Consider the following 12925-nt stretch of genomic DNA (forward strand, 5'->3'; position numbering starts at 1 on the left):
GAGTAGGCGCGCCGCTCGCATAGGCAGCGCCCTGCACGGCGCGGTCTGGTCGCAGGGCGTCCGGCATCCAGGTTGCGTGGCGGACGCGATCTTGCGTCGAGAGATCGGGCGTCTGGCGTGCGCTACGCCCCGGTCCATCACCGATGCTGATTACTTCACTGTCATCACGGAACTTCACCGGGTGCGAGGCCCACCGACCCGCGATCACAGCGACGAGCACCGACACCACCCCAGCGCTCGACTCAGGCGCTGCGTTTGGGTGCGAAGCGAATTCAGTCTTGACCTATTCGGTCACTCTCGGGTCTCGACTTTCGTACTTTCGCGCACTCGGCCCTAGGACGGCATTCTCAGGCTCCGACCCAACCGGCGGCGAAGATCGCCATCCGAACCCCTGGCAGCGGGAGGTTGGGGGCAGTGTCGGGCAGATGATCGCGGAGTGGTGGGTAGGGGGCTAGCGTCCCGGGCATGTTCGGATTCGGCCGGAAGCCCGGCGCCAACGCGGTCACCGCTCGCGGGGAGATCGCCCACGTCGACTTCGGCCTGCAGAACGTCGACAAGCACGGGCAGACGCGGGCGGCGAACTACACGGTGGGGGTTCAGGTGTTTCCCGATGGGGCGGCGCCGTTTCTGGCGTCGATCAAGGTCAAGTTGCGCGGGACGGCGGGGCCGATGATCGGGGAGGAGACCTGGGTGCGGTACCAGCCGAACGACAGGGCGCGCATCGACTTCGACCGGGACCGGATCAGGGTCCGGGCCTATGACCGGGTCAGAGCAAACCCGGGCCTGAAGATCGTCGTGGACACGCTCTACACGCACGGCGACCCGCCGGTCAGCGTGATCGCAACCGCCCGCTGAGACCAAACGAACCCAAACGAACCCGAACGAACCAGGACGAACCGAACGAACCCGAACAGGCCCGGAAAGCGCTACGACAGGGACTTGGCGACCTCGGCGGCGCGGGCGGCGGCGCTGGCCTTCATGTCGCGCTTGAGCTCCTGGGGCAGGGAGAACACGAGCTTCTCCTGGGCCGTGGTGATCTCGGCGACGTCGGTGAAGTCACGGGCGGCCAGGAAGTCGAGGACCTCCATGACCAGCTCCTCCGGGACCGAGGCGCCGGAGGTGACGCCGACGGTGGTGGCGCCGGCGAGCCACTCGTCCTGGATCTCGCTGGCGTAGTCGATGAGATAGCCGGCCTTTGCGCCCGCGTCGACGGCGACCTCGCGGAGGCGCTGCGAGTTGGATGAATTCTGCGAGCCGACGACCAGGACGACGTCGCACTCGGGGGCCATGGCCTTGACGGCGTCCTGGCGGTTGGACGTGGCATAGCAGATGTCGTCGCTGGGCGGGGACATCAGCAGGGGCAGCTTGGTCTTGAGGCGGGCGACCGTCTCCAGGGTCTCGTCGACCGAGAGCGTGGTCTGGGAGAGCCAGACCACCTTGGACGGGTCGCGGACGGTGACCTTGTCGACGCCGGCGGGGCCGTCGACCAGCTGGATGTGGGCGGGGGCCTCGCCGGCCGTGCCGATGACCTCTTCGTGCCCTTCGTGACCGATGAGCAGGATGTCATAGTCCTCGGCGGCGAACCGGCGGGCCTCCTGGTGGACCTTGGTGACCAGTGGGCAGGTCGCGTCGATGGCCCTGAGCGAGCGGGCGGCGGCCTGCTCGTGGACCTCGGGGGCGACGCCGTGGGCGGAGAAGACGACGGTGGCGCCCTCGGGCACCTCCTCGTTCTCCTCGACGAAGATCGCGCCCTTCGACTGCAGCGTGCCGACGACGTGCTTGTTGTGCACGATCTCCTTGCGGACATAGATCGGTGCGCCGTAGAGCTTCAGCGCCTCCTCGACCGTCTGGACCGCACGGTCGACGCCGGCGCAGTAGCCGCGGGGCTTGGCAAGCAGGACGCGCTTCGAACCAGTCACCCCGCCATGGTACGTGCACCCCCTGACAACATCCCCCGCCGCAGAAACGGCAGCGACGAGGCAAACGCCGCGAGCAGCGCGCAACCGCCCGCCACGAACGCCAGGGTCGACCAGGGCATGACAAGGGTCACAGGGGCGCCGATCTCGTCCTGCAGGCCGGCCCTTGCCTCGAACAGCGCGGGCACGGCCACCGCCAGCCCCAGCAGCACGCCGAGCGCGACCGCGAGGAGTGACTCGACGACCACCACACGCATGGTCTGCGCGGCGGTCGCGCCGGTGCGGTGCAGGGTGATCAGCTCCTGGCGGCGGGCGTACGTGGCCATGAGCACCGTGTTGGCCACCGCCAGGGCGGTGTACCCGACGGAGATGCCGAGCAGCACCGCCAGGAACAGGTCGACCAGGTCGTTCTCGGCGGCGGCCTCCCGTTCGACGTAGGCGCGAGCGTTCATCGAGGCAGCACCCGGCGACGGCACGAACGCCCCCGAAAGGTGCACGACCGGCGTCAACGCGGTGGGGTCGTGGCGGCGCACCAGGTCGCGCGGAAGGGTCAAATCGGAGGAAACCGGAGAAACCGAGGCAACGGTCAGCGAAACCACGGTGCCGTCGGCGAACCGCAGCGGCACCACCTCACCCACCTGGAACCCGAGCGTGGCAGGCACGGAGAACGAAGGGCCACTGACCGCGTCCAAGGGTTCACCGGACGGCAGGTACACCACGGTCGGCAGCGACGACGAGCCCTGCTGCGCCTGCACGGCGGCCTCGGACAGTCCCGGTACCGAGGCGGAACCGGCCGCCACGGACACCGCCGGGATCGCCGCCGTGTCCTCGATGTTGACTGCCTCCGAACCGGTCTGGAACGTGCCGACCAGCAGGACCGCGAAGCCGACCGCGGCGAGCACCGGCGCCGCGATCGACGCGAGCCGCCGCGCCGCGACCGCCGCCGCGCCGCGCACCAGCAGGCCGGTGGCGCCCCGGCCAGCCGGCACCAGGCGGACCAGGGGCGCGACCAGGACCGGCGCGAGCAGCGCCGCCGCGACGAGCAGGATCATCGCCGAGAGCAGGACGATCGTCGGCTTGTCCTCGGCCGTCGCGCCGGGCAGGAGCAGCGCGAGGCCGCCGCCGGCGAGGACGCCGAGCACACCGAAGCACCACCGGGTGCGGGTCATGGGGCGCCGCTCGACGGCCGCGTCGCGCAGCGCGTCGAGAGGGGACACCCGGCCGGCGCGGCGCGCGGACAGCCACACCCCGGCCGCGCCGACGACGAGGCCGGCCAGGACCGAGACGCCGAGCGCCCACCAGGACACGCCGACGGTGAACCCGGCCGGCTCCAGGCCGACGGCCACGAACGGCCCGGCCAGCAGCGGCGCGGCGAGCGCGCCGAGCGCGGCACCCGGGACGCCGGCGAGCAGGGCGACCAGCGCGATCTCGGTGAGCAGCAGCCGGCGCACCTGCCCGGGGGTGGCGCCGACGGCGCGCAGCAGGCCGAGCTCGCGCCGGCGGGACGTGACGGCGAACGCGCACGTCGAGGACACCACGAACACCGCGACGAACCCGCCGACGAAGACCGTGGCGATGATGAGCTGCGCGCCGATCCACCGGGTCCGGGTGTCCTGTTCCCGGCTCGACCGCCGACCGCGCATCGCCGGTGAGCACCGATCCCAGCGGTCCGACGTCGAGGCGGGACAGCGCGGCACGGTCCCCAAGGACGCCGATCACCCGTACACCACCCGCCAGCGAAACGGCAGTGGCGTCGTCGACATAGAAGCCGGCGCTGTCGGACACCCCGGTGACCGTCCAGCTCGTGGGGCCGGCGGCGGTGAGCACGGGCAGCGCGGCGCCGACCGGGACGCCGGCCGAGGACGGCACCACGACCTGGCCCGGACCGCTGGGCGGGTTCCCGTCGCGGATGGTGTACCCCCCGAGCCCGGCCGACGACCACGCCGATCCACTGTGGACCGCGTCGGAGGGGTCACCGACCGGCTGCCCGTCGACCAGGCGCTGCACGTAGAACGTCCGCACCGGGACCGCGGACCGCACGCCGGGCGTGGCCGAGATCCGGGCGAGGAGCGAGGCGACCTCGTCCGGCGACCACGGCCGGTACACCGGGAAGCCGCCGTCGGCGGGCTGGAACGCGGGCGAGGCGATCACCGCGTCGGTCGCGGCGAGGGCGTCGGGGACGCGCGGCTGCGCGGCGGCCCACAGGGTGAGGCTGCCGGAGATGACGGCGACGCCGAGCAGCAGCGCCGCGAACGTGCCCAGGAACCCGGCCCACCGGTGCCGGATGGAGGCGAAGGTCATGCCGCCACCTCCGCTGCGCTCCGGCGCCGGCCTGACCCCGGACCGCGCCCATGATGAGCGGCTCCCCCGCTGCGCTCCGGACCGCTCATGACAGCACCGCCATCCGGGTCGCGATCTGCTCGGCGCCGCGCGGCTCGTGCAGATCCTCGACGATCGCGCCGTCGGCCAGGAAGAGGACCCGGTCGGCGTACGCGGCGGCGAGGGGATCGTGGGTGACCATGACGACGGTCTGGGCGTGCCGGTCGACGGCGGCCCGCAGCAGCCGCAGCACCTCCCGCGACGCGGACGCGTCCAGCGCGCCGGTCGGCTCGTCGGCGAACACCACCACGGGCCTGGTCGCGAGGGCCCGGGCGATCGCGACCCGCTGCTGCTGGCCGCCGGACAGCTCGCTCGGCCGGTGCCCGGCCCGGTCGGCCAGGCCGACCTCGGCGAGCATCGCGTCGACCTGCCCGGCCGCGGCCCGGCGGCCGGCGAGGCGCAGCGGCAGCTCCACGTTCTGCGCCGCGGTGAGCGCGCCGACGAGGTTGAACGCCTGGAACACGAAGCCGATCCGGTCGCGCCGCAGCCGGGTGCGGGCCTTCTCCCGCAGCGGGCCGAGCTCGACCCCGTCGATGAGGACGCGGCCCTCGCTGACCCGGTCGAGGCCGGCGGCGCAGTGCAGCAGGGTGGACTTGCCGGAGCCGGACGGCCCCATCACGGCGGTGAAGCTGGCGGGCGCGAACCCGACGGAGACCCGGTCGAGCGCGGTCACGGTCTGCTCGCCGGTGCCGTACCGGCGGGTCACCCCGTGCAGCTCGACGGCCTGGCGGGTGTGCAATGTCGTCGTCACGGCGTCGAGCCAACCGGTTCGCGGCGCCCGGCACAGTCGCGCTGCGCCGACAGTCGAAGGTAACGCCAGCCTTACCGTGCCCGGGCCGACGGGTCGGTAGCGTCACCGTGATGCAGGTCCGATCCGCGTTGGAGTCGCTGACGCTGCCACCGGCGAAGTTCCTGACCTCGTCGTGGCCGTGGCGGTCGCTGCTGTACCTGGGCAGCGGCGCGGTCCTGGGCATCGGCACCGGGGCGGCGCTGGTCGGCCTGATGCTGTTCGGCGTGGTGTTCGCCCTGGCCGTGGTCGGTATCGCGGCGCTGCTGGCGTTCGCGCTGTCCGGGATCGCGGTCGCGCGGATCGAGCGGTGGCGGCTGCGCCTCGTCGACACCGTCGCGCTGCCCGACCAGCACCGTCCCGTGCCCGTCCCCGGGCTGCGGGCCTGGGTGCGGACCCGGCTGCGGGAGCAGGCGACCTGGCGGGAGCTGGGCTACACGATCGTGCTCACGTCGATCCTGGCGTGGCTGGACCTGATGGTGGTCGCCGTCACGGTCTGGGCCGTGACGGCGCTGCTGTGCGGCCCGCTCTACATCCAGGACGAGTCGCTGTCGCTCACGCTGACCGGCAGCGCCGCCGGGGCCATCCTCGGGGTGGTCGCGCTGTACCCGGTGACGGCATGGGCGGCGGCCCGCGCGGCGATGACCCGGTCGATCCTCGCGCCCCGGGCCGACGACGACCCGCAGCTGGTCGAGCTGACCCGGTCCCGGGCCCGGCTCGTCGACGCGTTCGAGGTCGAGCGCCGCCGGATCGAGCGCGACCTGCACGACGGCGCGCAGCAGCGCCTGGTCGCGCTGAGCATGCAGCTGGGCCTGGCCCGGCTGGAGCTGCCGGACGGGTCGCCCGCCGCCGACCCAGTGCGCCGCGCGCACGAGCTGGCCAAGGAGGCGCTCGCGGAGCTTCGGGAGCTGATCCGGGGCGTACACCCGAAAATCCTGACGGACCGGGGACTCGCCGCGGCGGTCAGGGAGGTGTCGGACCGGGCGCCGCTGGCCGTCGACGTCGACATCGCCCTGCCGGCCCGGCTGCCGCCGGCGGTGGAGGTGACCGCGTACTTCGTCGTCGTCGAGGCCCTCGCCAACGTCGCCAAGCACAGCGGCGCGGGGCGGGCCAGGGTCGTCGCGTCGGTCGCGTTCGACCGGCTCACCGTGCAGGTCCGCGACGACGGGCAGGGCGGCGCCGACCCGGCCCGCGGCACCGGCCTCGCGGGGCTGGTCGACCGGGTCGCCGCGGTCGGCGGGACCGTGGCGCTCGCGAGCCCGCGTGGGGGGCCTACGGTGGTCCACGTGGAGCTGCCGTGCGGGTCGTGATCGCCGAGGACGGGATTCTCATCCGGGAAGGGATCGCCGGCCTGCTGCGACGCTTCGGCCATGAGGTGGTCGCCGCCGTCGGCACGGCCGGCGAGCTCGTCGACGCGGTCCGGACCGCGCGCCCCGACCTGGTCGTCACCGACGTGCGAATGCCGCCGGCGTTCACCGACGAGGGGTTGCAGGCGGCGATCGCGTTGCGGGCCGAAGACCCGCTGCTGCCGGTGCTGGTGCTCAGCCAGTACGTGGAGCAGACGTACGCCGCCGAGCTGCTCGACTGCGGGCGGAACGGATACGTCGGTTACCTGCTGAAGGATCGCATCGGTGACGTGACCGAGTTCGTCGACGCCGTCGACCGGGTCGCGGCCGGGCACACCGTCGTCGACCCGGAGGTGGTGATGCAGCTGCTGGGCCGCCGCCGCGACCCGCTGCAGCGGCTCACCCCCCGGGAGCGTGACGTGCTGGCCCTGATGGCCGAGGGTCGCTCCAACGCCGCGATCGCCCGGGCGCTCGTCGTGTCGGAGGCGGCGGTGTCCAAGCACATCAACAGTCTGCTGGCGAAGCTCGACCTGCCACCCGACGAGGACGACCACCGCAGGGTGCGGGCGGTTCTGGCGTACCTGCGCGGTTAAGGTGTTGCGGGTGACCACTCCCAGTTCTTCGTCGGACGAACCGTGGCCCGTCCGGGTGGTCTCGCAGAAGATCGGCGCCTGGATCGGCAAGCTCGGCTGGATCTGGGTCGACGGCCAGGTCGCGCAGATCACCCGCCGCCCCGGCACCAACACCGTCTTCCTGACGCTGCGCGACCCGTCCGCCGACCTGAGCCTGACCGTCACCACCAGCCGTGACGTCGTCGACCTCGGCGCGCCCAACCTCAACGACGGCGCCCGCATCGTCGTGCACGCGAAACCCGAGTTCTACGCCGCCCGCGGCTCGCTGAGCCTGCGCGCCGACGAGATCCGCCAGGTCGGCCTCGGCGAGCTGCTCGCCCGCCTGGAACAGCTCAAGAAGCTCCTCGCCGCCGAGGGCTTGTTCGACCGGGCCCGCAAGCGGCGGCTGCCGTTCCTGCCGAGCAAGGTGGGCCTGATCACCGGCCGGGCCAGCGCCGCCGAGCGGGACGTACTGACCAACGCCCGGCGCCGCTGGCCGACCGTCGAGTTCCGGGTCATCAACGTCGCCGTGCAGGGCACGTCGGCGGTCCCGCAGATCATCGACGCCCTGGCCGTCCTCGACCGCGACGAGACCGTCGACGTCATCGTCCTGGCCCGTGGCGGCGGCTCGACCGAGGACCTGCTGCCGTTCTCCGACGAGGCGCTGTGCCGGGCCGTGTTCGCGTGCCGGACCCCGGTCGTGTCCGCCGTCGGCCACGAGACCGACATCCCGCTGGTCGACTTCGTCGCCGACGTGCGCGCCTCCACCCCCACCGACGCCGCGAAGCGCATCGTGCCGGACCTCGCCGACGAGTTCCGCCTCATCGGCCAGGCCAAGCAGCGCCTCGACCGCGCGCTGCGCACGCTGCTGGACCGCGAGCAGCACCGCCTCGACGCGATCCGCTCCCGCCCGTCGATCGCCCGACCGCTGAGCATGATCGACAACCGGGCGGCGGACGTGACCCAGCTGCGCGACCGGGCCGCCCGCAACCTGAGCCACCGCCTCGACCGGGCCGGCACCGAGCTCGCGCACACCCTCGCCCGGCTGCGGACCCTCTCCCCCGCGGCCACCCTCCAGCGCGGCTACGCGATCGTCCAGCGTGCCGACGGCGCCGTGGTCCGCGCCGCCGGCGACGTCACCGCCGGCGACCCGGTCCGCATCCGGCTCGCCGAGGGCGACCTCACCGCCACCGTCGACCCCGACCCCACCGTCGACCCCGCCGTCGACCCCGACCCAGCCGCGCCACCGGCCGCCGCCGATGGCCCGGCTCCCGCGACCCCCAAGCGGGCCGCCAAGCGGGCCGCCCCCAAGCGATCCGCCGACCCAGCCGCCGTCTCCCAGGAGTGACGTGACCCAGCGCATTCAGGACTACATGCTCGCCAGCGCCAGCAGGGGCCGGGAGGTGGTGCAGGCCGGCCCGTTCACGGTGACCATCAGCGCCCACGACCCCCTCGTCTACATCAACTACGCGATCCCTGCCGCCGGCGCCGACCCGACCCCCGACGACATCGCCGCGCTGGAGGCCGCGTTCACCAGCCGGTCGCGGACGCCACGGCTGGAGTACCTGCCCGGCCTCGCCCCGCTCGTCGAACCCGCGCTCGTCGCGGCCGGCTTCACCGTCACCGACCGGCTCCCGCTGATGGAGTGCCCGCCCGGCGCCGACATCGACCAGCCCCTCCCCGACGGCATCGAGCTCGTCACCCCCGCCGGCGACGACGACCTGCTCGGCCTGCTGTCCGCGCAGCACGAGGCGTTCGGCGAGCCGCCGCCCTCCGAGGAGCACCTCGCCAAGGCCCGCGGCGGGGACAACATCCAGGTCTTCGCCCGCACCTTCGACGGCGAGCCCGTCGGCGGCGGTGCCGCCATCGCGGTCAAGGACGGCATCAGCGAGGTGGCCGGCATCGCCGTGCGCCCCACGTTCGAACGGCGCGGCATCGGTGGCGCCATCACCCTGCACCTGACCCGGGCCGCCCACGCCGCCGGCGCCGGCCTCGTCTACCTGACCCCCGCCGGCGACGCCCAGGAACGCGTCTACGCCCGGGTCGGCTATCGGCGCACCGACTCCGTGCTCTTCCTGACGAAGGAGACCTCGTGACCGACCTGTCCTACGAGCAGGCCCGAGCCGAGCTCGCCACGGTCGTGGAGAAGCTCGAGTCCGGCGGCACCACGCTGGAGGAGTCCCTGGCCCTATGGGAACGTGGCGAGCAGCTCGCCGTCATCTGCCAGCAGTGGCTCGACAACGCCCGCGCCCGCCTCACCGCCGACCGCGCCTGACGCCCGGACCGCACCGCTGGTTCCTGCTCCGGTCCGCCGTGGGCGCGGCCCGCCGCTCCCGTCAGCCACCGGTCGGCCGTGAACGGCCTCCCTGCCACCGCCGCGGACAGTTGCGCGGCCGCGACCTGACGGCCGCGACAAGCCCGCGGCCGTGAACGGCCGCGACGCGACCTGCGGCCGCGACAGACCCGCGACGGGCGGGGTGCTCAGCGCAGGGAGCTGGCCAGCCGCTGCAGCTGGGAGTCCGTCGCACGGCCGAAGATGATCACGGTGCGGCCGGTGGTGGACTGGATCAGGGCACGCTCGCCCGGCCGGCCGTCGTCGTGGCGCTGCCACTCGGCGCCGTTGACGGAGACCGGCGCGCCGGGTGCGCCGCCCGTGCCGACGATCGACGGGACCAGCGTGGCCGCGGGCTGGGCGCTCTGGACGACCTGCATCGCGCCGTCGGAAGGGGCGGTCACGCCCAAGCGCAGGACACCGTCGGTGAAGGTCGCGGAGGCGATCCGCCAGCCCTGCGGCAGGTCGGTCGGCGTGAGCGGGGTGAACTGGCCGGCCCGCTGGACCGACCCGTACACCTCGGTGGTGTCGACGGCCGGCGGGTCCTCGTGGCCGAGGAACCGGTAGAAGCCGACGAGCAGGAACACCGGCACCAGCAGCACCAGCATCGACAGCGCCATGTCGCGGGGACGCCGGCCGGCACGCTCGGCGGCAGGCGTGGGAGCAGGAGCAGGTGCGGCGGTTTCCACCCCACCATCGTGAACCATCGGATGGAAGATGCCACAACCGCCCGGACCGTAGCGACGCGGAACACGCCGGCCTGCCACGATGACAGGTGGCCCGCCCGCCCACGCAACGCCGCGCGAGGAGAGCACACATGAGTCGTGAGATGGATCGGAACCTGGCCCTCGACCTGGTACGAGTCACGGAGGCGGCGGCGATGGCCGCCGGGCGGTGGGTCGGCCGGGGCGACAAGAACGGCGGCGACGGTGCGGCCGTCGACGCGATGCGCCTGCTGATCAACTCGGTGCCGATGCAGGGCGTCGTGGTGATCGGCGAGGGTGAGAAGGACAACGCGCCGATGCTGTACAACGGCGAGCTGGTCGGCGACGGCACCGGCCCGGCGGTCGACGTGGCCGTCGACCCGGTCGACGGCACCACGCTGATGAGCAAGGGGATGCCCAACGCCGTCGCGGTGCTCGCCGTCGCCGAGCGCGGGGCGATGTTCGACCCGAGCGCTGTGTTCTACATGGAGAAACTGGCCGTCGGGCCGGACTACGCGGACGTGATCGACATCAACGCCGGCGTGGAGGAGAACCTGCGGCGGATCGCTCGGGTGAAGCGGTCCAGCGTGTCCGACGTCACGGTCTGCATCCTGGACCGGCCCCGGCACAAGCAGCTCATCCAGCAGGTCCGAGGGACCGGGGCACGGATCCGGTTCATCTCCGACGGCGACATCGCCGGGGCGATCAGCGCCGCCCGGGAAGGCTCGGAGACCGACGTGCTGATGGGCGTCGGCGGCACGCCGGAGGGCATCGTCGCCGCGGTGGCGTTGAAATGCATGGGTGGCGCGATCCAGGCGAAGCTGTGGCCGCAGGACGACGCCGAGCGGGCCAAGGCGATCGCCGCCGGCCACGATCTCGGTCGCGTGCTGCACACCGACGACCTGGTCAGCGGTGACAACATGTTCTTCTGCGCGACCGGCGTGACCAGCGGCGACCTGTTGAAGGGCGTCCGTTACCGCAGGGGCGGGGCGGAGACGCAGTCGATCGTGATGCGGTCCCGCTCGGGCACGATCCGGGTGATCGACTCGTTCCACCGCCTGGAGAAGCTGCGCGCCTACTCGCTGGTCGACTTCGACGGCACCCTGCCGCCGCTGGCCATCGAGCCCGAGGGGGCGCTGCCGAGCACCGCCTGAACGGCCTCGTCGACCGGCGTGTGGGTCAGCCCGAACGTCGCGGTGACCCGCGAGGAGTCCAGCACGAACGGCTTGACGTGCTGGTAGCGGACCTCGCGGAACTCCTTGGCGAACTTGTCGAAGAGCCCGGCGGCCCACACCGCGGGCAGCGGATAGGAGCGCAGGCGCGGGGCGGGCAGGCCGCCAACGCGGGCCACGGTGTGCAGCAGTGACCGGCCCGTCATCGGCGGCGGCGAGGGCACGTGCCACGCCTTGCCCCACGCCCGCTCGTCACCCGCCAGGGTGATCAGGGTCTGCGCGACGTCGCCGATGTACGTGTAGCTGTGCGGCGTGTCCAGGGCACCGGGCAGCCAGGCGGTCCGGCCGGCCCGCAGCGACGGCAGCGCCATCTCGATGATCGACGACGTCGGGCTGATGTAGTCCGACGCGCGGGCCTCGAAGGTGCGGATGCCGGCGGCGAGGGCCTCCCGCCACATCGCGACCCGGACGCGCCCCTTGCGGCTGGTCGCGGCCAGGGGCGTGTCCTCGGTCATCGGCCGGTCCGGGCCGAAGGGACCGTGGCCGTAGCCGTACAGGTTGCCGGTGATGGCGAGGACTGCGTCGTTCGCGGCGGCGGCGCCGATCAGCGCCCGGTTGATCGGCGGCCAGTCGGTCTCCCAGGCGTAGTACTGCGGGTTGACGCAGTTGTAGATGACGCTCGCACCGGCCGCGACGCGGCGCAGCGCGGCCGCGTCGGAGGCGTCGGCGGAGACCCGCTCGATCAGCGGGTGGACCGGCCCGCCGCCGGAGCGGCTGACGAGCTTGACGGGCTCACCGGCCGCCGCGAGCCGTCCAGCGATGATGGTGCCGACCGAGCCGGCGCCGACGATGACCTGCATGACTGCCTCCTGAGCGACGAATGCGAGAGCACTGCTCTCTCAGTAGAGCATGAGTCGTGCGGCAATTCAAGAGCAGTGCTCTCGCATGTGAGCATGCGACCATGTACGGCATGAAGGCGACCAACATCCGGGCCCGCGTCCGCGCGGAGATGACCGAAGAGATCAAGACGATCGCCCGGCAGCACCTGGCCACCGACGGGGCCAACCTGTCGCTGCGGGCGGTGGCCCGCGACCTCGGGGTCGTCTCGTCGGCGATCTACCGGTACTTCGCCAGCCGGGACGAGCTGCTGACGGCGCTGATCCTCGATGCGTACAACTCCCTCGGCCAGACGGTCGAGGACCGGGAGCGCGCGGTCGGCCGGGACGACCTCACCGGCCGCTGGATGGCGGTCTGCGATGCGGTGCGGGGGTGGGCCCTGCAGCGGCCGCACGAGTACGCGCTGATCTACGGCAGCCCGGTCCCCGGCTACAAGGCACCGCCGGACACCGTGGCCGCGGCGACCAGGGCGGTCACCGTGCTGGGCACGATCATCCAGGACGCGGCCGTGACCCGGCGGGTCCGGCACGACCCGGCGGAGGTGCCGCCCGCCGAGGTGGTCGAGGACGTGCGGCGGGCCGGCGCCGTGATCGCGCCGGACGTGCCCGACGCCGTGACCGCCCGCGCACTGTCGGCCTGGGTCACGCTGTTCGGCATGGTGAGCTTCGAGCTGTTCGGGCAGCTCAACGCCGTCGTGGAGCACCGCGACGAGTTCTTCGCCTACCAGATGCGGGCCCAGGCCAGGTTCGTGGGCATCTGACGCCCACCCCTTGTCATGCTG

15 protein-coding genes are annotated in these 12925 nt (G+C 72.9%); 10 read left to right on the forward strand and 5 right to left on the reverse strand.

Going from position 1 to position 12925, the window contains the following annotated elements:
* Positions 1–465 precede the first annotated feature (465 nt).
* A complete protein-coding gene (locus AB0K00_RS12915; protein WP_363519483.1) occupies positions 466–855 on the forward strand; it encodes a hypothetical protein in 390 nt (129 codons plus the stop codon).
* A gap of 71 nt (positions 856–926) precedes the next feature.
* On the opposite strand, the gene AB0K00_RS12920 is transcribed toward AB0K00_RS12915, so the two are convergent.
* Both AB0K00_RS12920 and AB0K00_RS12925 read right to left on the reverse strand, forming a co-directional pair.
* Positions 927–1919, reverse strand: coding sequence for a 4-hydroxy-3-methylbut-2-enyl diphosphate reductase (locus AB0K00_RS12920; protein WP_363519486.1), 993 nt, complete (start codon positions 1917–1919; stop codon positions 927–929).
* On the reverse strand, positions 1916–3559 hold the full coding sequence (locus tag AB0K00_RS12925) for an ABC transporter permease (RefSeq protein WP_363519489.1): 1644 nt from the start codon (positions 3557–3559) through the stop codon (positions 1916–1918). The genes AB0K00_RS12920 and AB0K00_RS12925 overlap by 4 nt, the downstream gene beginning before the upstream one ends.
* Positions 3560–3705: 146 nt before the next feature.
* Between AB0K00_RS12925 and AB0K00_RS12930 the strand changes: the two genes are divergently transcribed.
* The gene (locus tag AB0K00_RS12930) at positions 3706–3927 is read left to right on the forward strand and encodes a hypothetical protein (protein WP_363519492.1); all 222 of its coding nucleotides are present in this window, start codon (positions 3706–3708) and stop codon (positions 3925–3927) included.
* A gap of 36 nt (positions 3928–3963) precedes the next feature.
* Positions 3964–4308: a hypothetical protein gene (locus tag AB0K00_RS12935; protein ID WP_363519495.1), complete on the forward strand. Its 345-nt coding sequence runs from the start codon at positions 3964–3966 to the stop codon at positions 4306–4308.
* On the opposite strand, the gene AB0K00_RS12940 is transcribed toward AB0K00_RS12935, so the two are convergent.
* Entirely contained in the window at positions 4303–5046 is a 744-nt protein-coding gene (locus AB0K00_RS12940; protein WP_363519498.1) for an ABC transporter ATP-binding protein, read from the reverse strand. The two genes, AB0K00_RS12935 and AB0K00_RS12940, sit on opposite strands and share 6 nt — an antisense overlap.
* A gap of 110 nt (positions 5047–5156) precedes the next feature.
* Between AB0K00_RS12940 and AB0K00_RS12945 the strand changes: the two genes are divergently transcribed.
* From AB0K00_RS12945 to AB0K00_RS12965, 5 genes are read left to right on the forward strand one after another with little or no spacing between them, the layout of a single operon-like run.
* Positions 5157–6392, forward strand: a complete 1236-nt coding sequence (locus tag AB0K00_RS12945) for a sensor domain-containing protein (RefSeq protein WP_363519501.1) — start codon at positions 5157–5159, stop codon at positions 6390–6392.
* Entirely contained in the window at positions 6380–7021 is a 642-nt protein-coding gene (locus AB0K00_RS12950) for a response regulator transcription factor (RefSeq protein WP_363519504.1), read from the forward strand. The genes AB0K00_RS12945 and AB0K00_RS12950 overlap by 13 nt, the downstream gene beginning before the upstream one ends.
* Positions 7022–7031: 10 nt before the next feature.
* Positions 7032–8387 (forward strand): exodeoxyribonuclease VII large subunit, encoded by a 1356-nt coding sequence (gene xseA / locus AB0K00_RS12955; RefSeq protein WP_363519507.1) that lies wholly within the window; start codon positions 7032–7034, stop codon positions 8385–8387.
* A gap of 1 nt (position 8388) precedes the next feature.
* Positions 8389–9135, forward strand: a complete 747-nt coding sequence (locus AB0K00_RS12960) for a GNAT family N-acetyltransferase (protein ID WP_363519509.1) — start codon at positions 8389–8391, stop codon at positions 9133–9135.
* Positions 9132–9314 (forward strand): exodeoxyribonuclease VII small subunit, encoded by a 183-nt coding sequence (locus tag AB0K00_RS12965; RefSeq protein ID WP_363519512.1) that lies wholly within the window; start codon positions 9132–9134, stop codon positions 9312–9314. The genes AB0K00_RS12960 and AB0K00_RS12965 overlap by 4 nt, the downstream gene beginning before the upstream one ends.
* Before the next feature lie 206 nt (positions 9315–9520).
* Here the strand turns inward: AB0K00_RS12965 and AB0K00_RS12970 are convergent, their stop codons facing one another.
* The gene (locus AB0K00_RS12970) at positions 9521–10060 is read right to left on the reverse strand and encodes a DUF4245 domain-containing protein (RefSeq protein ID WP_363519515.1); all 540 of its coding nucleotides are present in this window, start codon (positions 10058–10060) and stop codon (positions 9521–9523) included.
* A gap of 128 nt (positions 10061–10188) precedes the next feature.
* On the opposite strand from AB0K00_RS12970, the gene glpX reads away from it, so the two are divergent.
* Positions 10189–11229 (forward strand): class II fructose-bisphosphatase, encoded by a 1041-nt coding sequence (glpX, locus tag AB0K00_RS12975; RefSeq protein ID WP_363519517.1) that lies wholly within the window; start codon positions 10189–10191, stop codon positions 11227–11229.
* Here the strand turns inward: glpX and AB0K00_RS12980 are convergent.
* Positions 11151–12107: an NAD-dependent epimerase gene (locus tag AB0K00_RS12980; RefSeq protein ID WP_363519520.1), complete on the reverse strand. Its 957-nt coding sequence runs from the start codon at positions 12105–12107 to the stop codon at positions 11151–11153. The genes glpX and AB0K00_RS12980 overlap by 79 nt on opposite strands.
* 110 nt (positions 12108–12217) lie before the next feature.
* Here AB0K00_RS12980 and AB0K00_RS12985 point away from each other — a divergent pair, with 110 nt between their 5' ends.
* Positions 12218–12904, forward strand: coding sequence for a TetR/AcrR family transcriptional regulator (locus AB0K00_RS12985; protein WP_363519523.1), 687 nt, complete (start codon positions 12218–12220; stop codon positions 12902–12904).
* Positions 12905–12925: the final 21 nt, after the last annotated feature.

Source organism: Dactylosporangium sp. NPDC049525 (assembly GCF_040676755.1).
Taxonomy (GTDB): domain Bacteria; phylum Actinomycetota; class Actinomycetes; order Mycobacteriales; family Micromonosporaceae; genus Dactylosporangium.

Bases quoted from the DNA above. Each gene is read 5' to 3' on its own strand.
- AB0K00_RS12915 (WP_363519483.1), top strand. From the start codon at position 466: ATGTTCGGATTCGGCCGGAAGCCCGGCGCCAACGCGGTCACCGCTCGC.
- AB0K00_RS12925 (WP_363519489.1), bottom strand. From the start codon at position 3,559: ATGCGCGGTCGGCGGTCGAGCCGGGAACAGGACACCCGGACCCGGTGG.
- AB0K00_RS12945 (WP_363519501.1), top strand. From the start codon at position 5,157: ATGCAGGTCCGATCCGCGTTGGAGTCGCTGACGCTGCCACCGGCGAAG.
- glpX (WP_363519517.1), top strand. From the start codon at position 10,189: ATGAGTCGTGAGATGGATCGGAACCTGGCCCTCGACCTGGTACGAGTC.
- AB0K00_RS12980 (WP_363519520.1), bottom strand. From the start codon at position 12,107: ATGCAGGTCATCGTCGGCGCCGGCTCGGTCGGCACCATCATCGCTGGA.
- AB0K00_RS12985 (WP_363519523.1), top strand. From the start codon at position 12,218: ATGAAGGCGACCAACATCCGGGCCCGCGTCCGCGCGGAGATGACCGAA.